Below are 12,272 nucleotides of genomic sequence, written 5' to 3' on the forward strand. Positions count from 1 at the left end.
CGTCATCGGGTGCCTGCCGGGGAGGAGCCGAGGACGGGGGCGTCCAGCGGGACCGGGCGGTAGTCGGCGGCGGACGGCGGGATGCTCACCCCAGCGGTGCGCAGGTGCGCCAGCCGGGTGTGGAAGGCGGCGCCGCGCATCAGGTGGTGGGCGACGTCGGTGACCCGCCGGTTGCCGGGGGTCTTCAGATAGCTGCCGGTGGTCCAGTCGTTGAAGCTGCCCATGGCCGGGCCGGTCCAGATCTGGTAGTCCGTCACGCGGTCCGGCTCGCCGGTGACCGCCCAGCGCGAGGCCATGCCGAGGTACCAGCGGAAGACCAGCGCCATCTTGCGCTTGGGGCTGCCCGCGGCGCGGGTGAGCTGCTCGGGGTCGCGCCGCTCGAAGTAGCCGACGCAGTCGTTCCAGACGTCCTCCAGCGGGCGGCGGAAGACCTGCTGCTCCAGCTTGGCGCGCTCGGCGGCGGGCAGGTCCTCCAGGCCGTCGTGCGCCTGGTAGAGCTGGTAGAGGCGGCGGGCCCGCATCGGGAAGAGCGTGCCCTTCTTCAGCACCTGGAGTTCGACGCCCATCTCGAACATGTCGGCGGCCGGCGCCATCTCGCAGTCGGCGATGTCCGCCTCGGCGAGCATCGCCTTGGCCGCCGGGGACGCCCCGGACTCCAGGCACGACTGGTTGACCGAGCCGGTCACCACATAGGCGGCGCCCATCGCGAAGGCCGCGGCCACCGCGGCCGGGGTGCCGATACCGCCCGCCGCGCCGACCCGCACCGGCGCCGCGTAGCGGTGCTCGTGCTGGACCGCGTCGCGCAGCCGCACGATCGTCGGGAGCAGGGCGGGCAGCGGGCGGCGGTCGGTGTGGCCGCCGGAGTCGGCCTCCACGGTGATGTCGTCGGCGAGCGGCACATGGTGGGCGAGGGCGGCCTGCTCCGGTGTGGCCAGGCCCTGTTCGACCAGGGTGCTGACCAGCGCGGCCGGCGCAGGGCGCATGAACCGCTCGGCGGTCTCCGGCCGGGACACCTTGGCGATCAGCCGGTTCTCCGCGACGACCCGGCCGCCCTCGCCGCGGCGCAGCCCGGCCAGCCGGTAGCGCACCACGTGCGGGGTCAGGCCCATGAACGCCGACGCCTCGACGCAGCGCACCTGGTGCCGCAGGAACAGCTCCACCGCCTCCCGCTCCAGCCGGTCCTCGCTGGGGCTGTGGATGAGGTTGACGGCGTACGGCAGGCCGGGGATCTCGGCGGCGAACCGGGTCAGCGCCCGGGCGATGGCCTCCGGGAGCAGTCCGGCAGCGCCGAAGGAGGCGAGGAAGCCCTCCCGGGCCAGCGCGACGACCATGTCGGCGGAGGCGATGCCGCCGGCCATCGCCCCGGCCAGGTACGGCTGCCGGACGCCGTGCGCGGTCAGGAACGCGGCCGAGCCGAGCCGGTGCGGCGGCAGCGGCGGGACGGAGGCGAGCAGCGGCAGCCCGGCGCCGCCGGCGCTCGCCGCGCCGCCGGAGACCGCGCCGATGCCGTCGGCGGTGAGGACGATGCTGCACTGCTCGTCGAGGTCGGCCAGGGCCCGGTAGATCCCGGCCGAGTCGGTGCTCGGGTGCCGCTCGCCGTGCCAGCGGAGCGGGATGTCTCGGTGGTCCATGGGGGTGCGGTGCTCCATGGGGGGTCGGTTCTCCATCGGGGAGGCTCCAGGGGCTGTGCGGGCGGGTCCGGTCGGGGGCGGGGCGGGGCCGGTACGGCGGCCGGGCGGTGGGACGGTCAGGCGCCGGGGCGGACCTCGATGGCCACGTCGGCGAGTTCGTAGATCCGCAGGCCCGGTTTCCACAGGTCCGCGTCCGCGATCACCAGCAGCCGGTCCGCCTCGCGGCGCACCTCCTTGATGTGCGCGTCGAACCGCATCTCCCCGTCGTCGCGCAGGATCTGGCCGCGGTACTTCCAGGACGTCTCCACGCCCTCGGCCATCGCGAAGCGCGGCCGCTCGATGCCCTCGGCGAGGCCGGTCTCGATGACGAACAGCCGCAGCGCTTGGAGCACCGCCTCCACGCCGAGCGAGCCTGGCATCACCGGGTCGCGGTGGAAGTGGCAGTCGAAGTACCACTCGTCGGGCCGCACCTGGCGGTAGCCGTGCACGTAGCCGGCGCCGTGGCGGCCGCCGTCGGCGACCAGCTCGACCCGGTCCACCAGCGCGAAGTTGCCGCCGGGAAGGTGGAGTTCGCCGCCGGCGGGGTCGGTGAAGGCGGGTGCGCCGTCGGGCAGGGCGATCCGGCGGACCCGCTCCTCGGGGACCTGCTCCTGCTCGATCCACGGCGGCACGAAGCGGCCGTTGTCCAGGCCGGCCTGGTTGGCCAGCGCGGCGGCGCTGAAGTAGCCGAAGAGCGACTCGCCGGTGTAGAACACCTCGCCGTCGGCGGACAGTTCGTAGCGGAAGTTCTGGAGCACCGCGCCGGACACCGCGCTGGTCATCAGCAGCGTGGAGGTGTGCCGGATGGTCCGGCCGCGCAGGTCGATGTCCTTGACGAGGGTGGCGCGGCCGTCCAGGTTGCGGATCGCGTACTGCTCCTGCGGCTTGCCGAGGGTGGCGCCGAGGTAGTAGCCGAGGAAGATCGCCGCCTGGAGCGAGGACTCCATGTAGACGAAGTTCGGCATGTACGGCGAGGAGTTCTGCCGGTAGTACCAGGCGTCGGCGGGCGAGTCGTACTCGCAGACCATCACCGAGCCGGGGCTCAGGTCGCCGCGGGTGCCCTCCAGCGACATCACCCGGTCGACGAACTGGAAGGCCCCGTTGGGGATGTACGGCGCCCGGCTGGTGCGGTAGATGTCGAACTCCGGGCCCATCGCGACGCCGAGGTCGCCCTTGGCGGCGTGCGCGAGGTGCATCTCGTTGATCATCGCCGGCTCGCCGGAGCGGTTGGTGCGGCCGAGGAACGCCGGGAAGCCGCCGACCTCCGGGCGGTAGGGGGTGCCCTCCTTCTCGCGGACCTGGAGGCCGAGGTTGCGCATCCGGATCACCGGCTTGTCGCCGAGGTACACCAGGATGTCGGCGACCACCGAGGCGCGCGGCAGCAGCGTCAGCTCCATCACCTCGACCTCGTAGCGGATCTCGCGGTGCTCGGGGGTGATCTGGCCGCGCACCTGCACGTCGATCCGCAGGTCGGTCATGGTCTGGAAGCGGGCGTCGGGCAGGGTGAGGTGCATGCCCTGGTGCAGCAGGTAGATCTGGAGCAGTTGGACGGCGCCCTCGGCCACCAGCGAGCCGGCCAGCACCGGGTCGTCCGGGAAGTGGCAGGCGAAGTACCAGGCGTCCGGCTGGAGTTGCTTGGTCGCCACCAGCTTGCCCAGGCCGCGCGGGCCGCCGGTGCGGTCGACGCGTACGTCGTCGACCATCCGCAGCCGCTCGTCGGGCAGCCGCAGCGCCGGGTTGACGCCCGGGGCCTGGGCGTGGTGCGGGCCGAAGACGTCGCCGGGGCGGCCCTGGGCGAGCAACTCCAGGTCGGCCGCGGTCAGATGGTTCTTCTCGGTGTACGCCAGCGGCTTGAAGTAGCCCGGGGTCAGGGCCGCGCGGGCGGCCTTCTCCTTCTCGGTGATCACCACGCCGAGCGGGGTCTGGAGCTCCTGGCGGCTGAAGAACCCGGCGCAGGCGTCCTTGAGTTCGAGGATCAGCTCGCCGTCGGCGTAGCAGGAGTAGCTGAAGAAGAAGATGGTGGTGTCGCCCTGGTGGACGAAGCGGTCGATGGAGATGTCGTAGCGCAGCGTCTGGCCGGTGCGGGGCAGCCCGCCGCGGAAGATCAGCGAGCTGTCGAGCAGGCGGTAGACGCGCTCGCCCTTGTTCCGGAAGTCGATGCCGAGGTAGCTGACGAGCAGCAGGTCGCACTGCCCGGCCTCGACGGTGACGGCCGGCGGCACCCCGCCGTCCACGGCGTACCAGGCGTCCTGCGGCACGTCGTACTCGGTGGTGATGGTGGCGGGTTCGAAGACGCCCGTGGTGCCCTTCAGGGCGGTGACGCGGGTGACGAAGTGGTACGGCTGCGCGGGCAGCCGCACGCGCTTGGCGTACGTGTCGACGACCGCGAACTCCGGGCCGAAGACCTTGGCGACGGAGCCGGTGGCGAACTCCAGGAGGTCCGCTTCGTCCCAGATCACGCCCGTGCGGGCGGGTGCGGGCTCAGGGGTGGGCACGGGCGCGGGCCCGCTGGCGGCGGGGAGGGAGGGGCGGACCGGGGCCGGGTCCACCGCCTGCGGTGCGGAGTGCGGCGGCAGCACGGGGCGGGCCGGGGCAGCCGGGTCGAGCAGCGCCTCGGCGCGGTCCAACGTCGCGGACTGGAGCACCCGTTGGGTTTCCATGACCACCGTGTGGGTGGCGAGCATCTGCGCGCGCAGCTCGCGGATCAGGCCTGCGGCGGGCGTCGGCGCGGAGTCGGCGGCGGTCGGCACCGGCGCCGGAGCGGGTGCCGGGGGCGCCTCCACGGCGGGGGCGTACGGCGCCGGCTCGGCCGGTCCCGCGGGCGCCCACGGCAGGAAGCTGATCGGTTCGCCGTCGAAGGCGATGACCTCCGGGTCGGCGAGGGTCGGGTCGGCAGGCATCAGCGCGGGCTCCTCCGGAGGTTCGGACAGGACGGGAACAGTGGGCGGCAGCGCCCCGGCAGCAGATTCGGCGGGCGCGGTCGGCGCCCCAGCGGTTCCGGCCGCCGCGGAAGCCACCGCCGTATCGGCGGGTACGGCCGACTCGGCTCCCGACGCACCCGCCGCACCCGGCACCCCGGAGGTGCGCCGCACCGCACCGGCAACGCCCGGCAACGGACCGGCCTGACCAGTCGCCTCGGCAGGCACGGCCGGTGCGCCGGTCACGCCGGAGGTTGCATCGGCAGGTCCTGCCGACCCACCGACCACGCCGGAAGCCGTGTCCGCTCCCAACGCACCCGACGCCCCGGCAACGCCCGGCAGCGCCCCGGCCGTATCGGCAGGCGCAGCCGAGGCGGACGAAGCGGCAGGCACGCCTCCGGCCACGCCAGAGACCGTGCCGGCTCCCGAAGCGCCAGGCGCACCCGACGCCCCGGCAACGTGCCGCGCCACGGCGGCAGTACCCGGCAACGGACCGGCCGATCCGGCCGTGGCGGCCGGCAGCGAAGCGGCGGGGCCGGTCGGTGCGCCGGCGGCTTGCCGCGCCGGCGTCGGGGTAGCGGCGGGCACCGGCACCGCGGCGAGCCCCCGGGCCCGTGCGGCAGGCGCGGCCTCCAGGGTCGTCGCGGCGGCGTGGGCGACGCGGGCGGGGATCGGGGGGCCGCCGCCGACCCGGAAGCGGGCGGCGGCCGCGCGGCGTTCGGCGCCGCGGGAGGGGCCGGGGGCCGGGCCGAGCAGTGCCGTCAGGTCGACCGGGAGGCCGTGGCCGACCAGCCGCGCGACCATCTGCGCGAGGGACTTCGCGGCGGGCACCCCGCGCCGGTCGATGGACGCGGCGACGTGGGGCGCGTCGCCGAGCGTGTCGCGCACCCAGCGCGAGCAGGTCGCGCTGGGGCCGACCTCGAGGAAGTAGCGGAAGCCGCGGTCGTAGGCGGTGCGCACCAGCCGCGGGAAGTCGATCGTCGAGCGCAGGGTGTGGGCGATCCGCCGCGAGATCCGGGTGCGGTCGAGGTCGGCGATCGCCGCGTAGTCGTAGGCGCTGAACAGCTCCAGGTCGCCGATGGAGCCGGTGGGGTAGTCGTTGAGCCCGGCGAGGCCGTCGAGTTCGGCGTCCACCACCGGGTTGTGCATGACCACGTTGACCGGGGAGCGTGCCGCGGGGCAGCCCAACTCGGCGATGAGCGCGGCGCACTGGTCCGGTGCGCCGGCGATCACCAGCTCGCCGGGGGTGTTGACGTGGGTGAGGTGCACCCGGTCGTAGCGGGCGAGTGCCTCGCGTACCGGCGGCTCGGCGGACAGCAGCACATGGGTGGACCAGACGTCCTTGTCTGGGGTGCTGCCGGGCAGTTGCCACGCCTCGCGGACGGTGCGGCGCGGGCCGCAGAGCCGGTCGCGGAAGATCGGGGTGCCGCTGATCAGGTCGTCGCGGCGGCCGGCCGGCTGCCAGCCGCCGGTGGCGAAGAGCATGCTGGACTCGCCGAGGCTGTAGCCGAACCCGCCGTGGGCGGTGACGCCCAGCACGTCGCGGACCAGCTCGGTGTAGAGGATGGCGAAGCTGGTACCGGTGGCGAGCATGAACGGGATGTCCTCGCCGAGCCGGGTCTCCAGTTCCATCAGGTCGCGGCGCTGCGGGGCGGCCTGGGTGCGCGGGTAGAGCTGTTCGGCGCGGAGGAGCCGGGCGGGTTCGTCGGCCTGCTCCTCGAACCGGTCGAGCAGCCCGGGGAAGGCGCGGAAGAGGTCGCGGCCGAGGCCGGGGTAGGTGTTGAAGGCGCCCGGGTAGACCAGTGCGACCTTTCCGTCCGGGCCGATCGGCCGGGGGGTGCAGAAGGACCCGGCGGGGGTCGCCCACTCGTCCCCGCGGGCGAGCGTGCCGGGCAGGTCGCCTGCGGCGAGGCGGAGTTGGGCGAGCAGTTCGGCGGTGTCCCGGCCGACGAGCACTGCCCGCAGCCGCCTGCCGGGCAGTTCGGCCGCGGCGGCGCGCGCCAGTTCGTACGGGTCCGCGCCGCCGGCCAGCAGGTCGCGGTGGTGTGCGACGGCGGCGACCAGCGCGTCCGGGGTGGCGGCGCCGAGCGGCAGCAGCAGCGGGCCGCCGGCACGCTGCCAGTCGCTGGCGGTGACGGCGCCGCGGGTGGCGTCCGCGGACAGTACGAGGTGGCCGTGGGTGCCGCCGGCGCCGATCAGGTCGATCGCGGCGTGGCGGCGGGCGCCCTTGGCGGGGCGCAGCCAGGGCCGGGAGTCGGCGGGGACGTGGAGCGCGGAGGCGGCGAAGTCGGCGGCCAGGTCGTCGGCGGGGCGCTGCCAGCCGCTGGTGCCGGGCAGGTAGCCGTGGTGCAGGCACAGCGCGGTGCGGATCAGCGCGGCCATCGTGGCGGCGCACCCGGCGTCGCCGATCTGCGCCTTGGCGCTGCCGAGCGCGACGCTGCCGGAGCCCGCGGGGTAGACCCGGGCCAGCGCGGCGAGTTCGGCCCGGTCCTGGGCGGCGGTGCCGCCCGCGTGGGCCTCGACGTAGCCGATGTCGCCGGGGGTGATCCCGGCCGCGGCCAGGGCGGCGGTGGCCGCGGCGGCGAGCGGTGCGGCGTCGGCCTCGGGCAGCACGCCGTCGACCGGCGCCGCGTGGCGTACGGCGACGGCGTCCAGGCGGGCGTAGACCGTGCCGGTGCCCTCGCCGGGCCGGGTGACGACGACGGCGCCCGCGCCCTCGCCGATCCGGCGCCCGCGGGCGCCCTCGCCGAAGGTCAGTCCGGCGGTCCGGACGGCGTCGGGGCGCAGCAGCAGGTTCTCCGCGGAGCCGGCCAGGTCGACCGCGCCGACCAGCACCGCCTCGATGCCGGGGTCGAGCAGCAGCAGCCGGGCGATCTCCAGTGCCTCCGCGGTGCCGGAGCCGTCGGCGGAGACGGTGAACGACGGGCCGGTGAGGTTCCACAGCGACGAGATCCGGCTGGCCATCACGTTGCCGATGTAGCTGAGGACTTCGTTGGCGACGATCGGGTCGACCACCGCGTCCCGGCCGGCCGCGGTGAGCGCGGCCCGCTGCTCGTCGGTCAGTTCGACGCCGGCGCGTGCGAACTGCTCGCGCAGGAAGCCGCCGAGGCTGTAGCGGGTGAGCCGGGCGTGGGTGTAGGGCTCGATCTCCATGGCCACCACGACGGCGATCCGCCGCGGGTGCGGGGCGCGGCGGCCGGCGGGGACCTCGCGGCTGAACCCGGCGTCGTGCAGGGCCTCGTCGGCGACCTTGGTGGCCAGCGCGTGCTGGAGGTTGTACGTGCGCAGGTCGGCCGGGGGGATCTTGTGGTCCATCGGGTCGATGCCGACGCCGTCCACGAACGCGCCGTGCGGCAGGTCCTGCGGGCCGATGCCGGCGATCTGCTCCAGCGAGCCGCCGACGGTCTGCTCCAGGCCGCGCCAGCGCCGCTCGGGCAGCGGGACCAGCGCGTCGGCGCCGGTGTGCACGGCGCGTTCGAAGGCGTCCACGCTGTCGAACGCGCCGAAGTGGGCGCCGAGTCCGACCACGTCGAGCGCGGGCAGCGCCACAGGGTCCTGGTCGCCGCCCGCACCGGGCCCGTCGGCCGCGACCGGCTCGGAGAGCAGCACATGGGCGTTGGTGCCGCCGAAGCCGAACGCGGAGACGGCCGCCCGGCGCGGGCCGTCGCCCCGCGGCCAGGGGCGGCCGCTCCTGACCAGCACGCCGTCGCCGACCGCGCCGTCCTTGGAGGTGACCGGCCGTTCGACGCCGATGGTCGGCGGTATGTGCCCGCCGGCCATGGCGAGGATCACCTTGAGCATGCTGCTCAGCCCGGCGACGGTCAGCAGGTGGCCGATGTTGCCCTTGACCGAGCCGATCAGCGGCACCTTGCCGTGCGCGCCGAAGAACGCGGCCACCGACTCGGCCTCGGTGGCGTCGCCGATCGGGGTGCCGGTGGCGTGGCACTCCAGGTAGTCGATGGCGGTCGGGTCGACTCCCGAGCCGCGGTAGGCCAGTTCGTACGCGTCGAGTTGGCCCTCGCCCCGCGGGACCAGCAGGTGCCGGCCGGCGCCGTCGTTGGACAGGCCGATGCCGTCGACGACGGCGTAGATCCGGTCGCCGTCGCGCAGCGCGTCGGCGAGCCGCCGCACCGCGACCATCCCGGCGCCCTGGCCGGTGAGGATGCCGCCGGACCGGTCGTCGAAGGGCTGGCTGAAGCCGTCGGACGGGTAGGCGCGCAGGTCGGAGAAGGACAGGTGGATGAGGGTCGGGTCGGGGGCGCAGACCCCGCCGGCCAGCACCAGGTCGGCCTGGCCGGCCGCCAGGTGGTCGCAGGCGAGCTTCAGCGCGTACAGCGCGGAGGAGCAGGCCGCGTCCAGCGCGTAGCGGGGCCCGCCCAGGCCGAGCGCGGTCGCGGCCAGCCCGGCCGGGGAGCCGCTGACCCGCAGGTCCGCCGCGTTCAGTCCGGCCGGGTCGACCAGGGCGCGCCGCCCCAGCCCGGCGAGTTCGGGCCGCCCGCTGGCGCGCAGCCCCTCCAGCACCGCTTCCTGGGCCAGCGGCACGCTGACCCGGGCGGAGGAGGGCGTGGGGAAGGAGTAGGCGCCGAGGATCAGCCCGGTGCGCTCGAGCGTCGCGGGCCGGTCGGCGTGGCCGCTGTCGCGCAGCGCCTCGCGGGCGACGTGCAGTGACCAGTGGAAGAGCCGGTCGAGGCGGGAGAGGTGGCCGGGGTCGAGGAGGTAGCCGGTGGGGTCGAAGTCGAAGCCGCTGACGAAGCCGCCCCGACGGCAGTAGATGCCGTGCCGCGGGTCGGCGTCCCCGGCCGCGGGGGCGGGCCCGAAGACCGGTTCGCCCCCGTCCGTGCGGCTGTCCGTACCGGAGTCGAGGTTCTGCCAGAACTGCTCGGGGGTCTCCGCTCCCGGCAGCAGGCAGGAGAGGCCGACGATGGCGTACGTGCTCATCGGAGCTGGGTGTCCCTTCTGGGGTCGGTCGGTCCGGCCGGCAGGCGTGATCGGGGCGCTGGCCGGACCGACCGGGTCAGGCACGTCCGTCAAGGACGCGGGCGGTCAGCTGGTGGCGAACTTGGCCGCGAGCTGCGGGGCGGAGACCACCGAGACCGCGTCGAAGCGGGTCAGCACCAGCCCGTCGGGGGCGCAGGCGGTGACGGTGAGCGAGGCCGCGGTGCCGTGGCCGGCGCCGTCCGCGGCGGGCTCCACCACGACCAGGAACGGTGCGCCGTCCGGCAGCGGGTGGTGCAGGTCGACCCGGCCGATGCCCAGCGGCAGCGCGGCGCTGCCCTGGAAGAGCCGCACCCACACCAGGCCCGCCTGGAGCAGCAGGTCGGCGGTGCCGGGCGCGTACCGGCTGCCGCCGAACGCGCCGCCGGCCGGGCGGTGTTCGGGCAGGGCGCACTCCAGGACCAGCCGGTCCCGCGCCTCGGCCAGCACCCGGCGCACCCCGCGCAGGGACGGGCCGTGGAAGAGGGTGCCGTCGGCGTAGAACCCGGCGGCGTCCTGTCCGCCGCCCAGCGCCGGCAGCCCGGCGAGCGCGGCCTCGGCCGGCTGGGTGCCGGTGTCGACCACGGCCGCGTAGTGCGGCCGCAGGGCGCCGTCGGCGCCGGTCGAGCGGATCGCCGCCCGTACCGCGCCGCCCGCGGGGCTCAGCACCAGTCGTACGGTCCCGGGCTCGCCGCCGTCGAAGACGATGCCCTTGTGCACCGCGAAATCCCGTACCTGGCCGACCGGTACGCCCCCGGCCCGCTCCACCGCGCCGATCGCCCAGCCGAGCGCGACGGCGGCCGGCAGCACCGGGTCGGCGCCGATGACGTGGTCGGTGACGATCGGGTCGGCCGCCAGGCCGGCCAGGGCGCGTTCGACGGTGACCTCGGCGCCGAGCACCACCGCCTCGCGCGCGGACAGCGGGGTGGTCGGGCCGAGCACGGTGACCACGTCGTCGGCGCGCTCGGCGGCGAACTGCTCGGCGAACATCCGCGCCCCGGTGCCGACCGGTATGAGGGTGATGCCGCGCTGCTCGAAGACCGCCTTGATCTCCGGGGAGACCATCCCGCTGTCCCAGGCGCCCCAGTTGAGGGAGGTGACCCGGGCCCGCGGGTGGCGCTGCTTGAAGGCGGACGCCCAGGTGTTCAGCACTTCGTTGGCCATCGCGTAGTCGGACTGGCCGCGGTTGCCGAAGAAGCCGGCGACGGAGGAGAAGAGCACCACGTGGCGCAGCGCGTCCTCGGGCAGCGCGGCGACCACCGAGCGCAGCCCGGCGAGCTTCGGCGCGAGGACCCGCTCGATCTCGGACGCCTTCTTGTTCGCGATCAGCTGGTCGGCGAGCACACCCGCGCCGTGCACCAGGCCGGTGACCCGCTGCCGGTAGGGGGCGAGCGCGGCGGCGGTGGCGGCCGGGTCGGTGATGTCCACGGCGAGGTACTCGGCCTCGCTGCCGGCCGCGCGCACCTGCGCCAGCGTGTCCTGGATCTCGCGGACGGCGACCACGGTGCGGTAGAGCTGCTCGACCCGCTTCGGGGTGGGCTTCTCGCCCGCCGCCTTCAACTCGGCGGCGGCCGCGGCCTTCAGGCCGCCCTCCGGTACGCCGCCCGCCCACGCCGGCTCCTCGCCGAGCGGGGTGCGGCCGAGCAGCAGCAGCCCCGGGCGGTGGCGGCGGGCCAGTTCGGCGACGCAGGAGGCGGTGATGCCGCGGCCGCCGCCGGTGACCACGAGCAGGTCGCCGGCGCCGAGCGGCGCGCTCGCCGTACCGGTGCCGGTCAGCGGCTGGTCGGCGAGGGTCAGGCCGGCCCGCCGGGTGCCGTCGCGTCCCACCTGGACCGGTTCGGCCCCGGCCGCGTGCACCTCTTCCAGGACGGCGGCCGCGGCCGCCGCCGGGTCGAGCGCGGGGGCGAGGTCGACCGAGCGGCAGAACAGCTCGGGGGCCTCCACCGCGAGCGTCTTGACCAGGCCGGCGACGCCGCCGCCGGGTATCGCCTCCTCGGCCACCCCGTGCAGCCCGAACGCGCCGTCGAGCCGGGTGACGGCCACGTAGGCGGCCCGGCCGAACGCGGCGGCCTCGGTGAGCGGTTCGACGACGTGCTTGGCGACCAGCAGGGAGTGCGCGAGCCGCTTGACGCCGTCGGCCCAGTCGCCACCGGGGACGGTGAGGTCGAGGACGAGGCTGATCCGGTCGGCGAGGGCCTCCTCGATCCGCGCGGCCAGCTCGGTCACGCCCCAGCTCGCCAGCGCGTGGTCCCGGACGCCCGCCGCGCGCTCGGGCACGCCCGGCAGCCGCAGGACGTGCACCTTCCAGCCCTCGGCGGCCAGCCGCTCGGCGAGCACCGGGGTGAGGTCGCCGCCGTGGTCGACGAGCAGCGCGCCGCCGCCCTGCGGGTAGGCGGCCACGAGCCGGTCCGGGTCGGGCAGCGTGGCCAGGGCCGCCTGGGCCCGGCCGATCCGGCCCCGCGGCTCGGACGGCGCCGGTGTCGGTGCCGGTGCCGGCGTGGCAGCGTCAGGAGCGGCGGCAGGGGCGGGCGCGGCCGGGCCGCTCGCGGCGGAGGCGGGGGCGGAGGCGGGGGCGGCGCCGCCGGTGACGAACCGCACGATGTCGCCCAACGACCGCAGCTCGGCGAGCGCTTCGGGACCCGCGGACGACTCGAACGCGAACCGCTCCTGCATCACGCCCATGATCTCGACCCGTTTGATCGAGTCGATG

General features: G+C 75.6%; 3 protein-coding genes. All 3 read right to left on the bottom strand.

Features of this window, described 5'->3' with window-relative positions; genetic code table 11:
• Positions 1 to 2: 2 nt before the first annotated feature.
• The gene (locus AC3ERT_RS34965) at positions 3 to 1,631 is read right to left on the bottom strand and encodes a PfaD family polyunsaturated fatty acid/polyketide biosynthesis protein (protein WP_435179079.1); all 1,629 of its coding nucleotides are present in this window, start codon (positions 1,629 to 1,631) and stop codon (positions 3 to 5) included.
• A gap of 116 nt (positions 1,632 to 1,747) precedes the next feature.
• Positions 1,748 to 9,526, bottom strand: coding sequence for a beta-ketoacyl synthase N-terminal-like domain-containing protein (locus AC3ERT_RS34970; protein WP_435179075.1), 7,779 nt, complete (start codon positions 9,524 to 9,526; stop codon positions 1,748 to 1,750).
• A 105-nt stretch (positions 9,527 to 9,631) separates the two neighbouring features.
• Positions 9,632 to 12,272: SDR family NAD(P)-dependent oxidoreductase (locus AC3ERT_RS34975; protein ID WP_435179077.1), on the bottom strand; the 2,641-nt coding region annotated here is incomplete at its 5' end.

It is taken from the genome of Actinacidiphila sp. bgisy145, assembly GCF_057708125.1.

Bases quoted from the DNA above. Each gene is read 5' to 3' on its own strand.
- AC3ERT_RS34965 (WP_435179079.1), bottom strand. From the start codon at position 1,631: ATGGACCACCGAGACATCCCGCTCCGCTGGCACGGCGAGCGGCACCCG.
- AC3ERT_RS34970 (WP_435179075.1), bottom strand. From the start codon at position 9,526: ATGAGCACGTACGCCATCGTCGGCCTCTCCTGCCTGCTGCCGGGAGCG.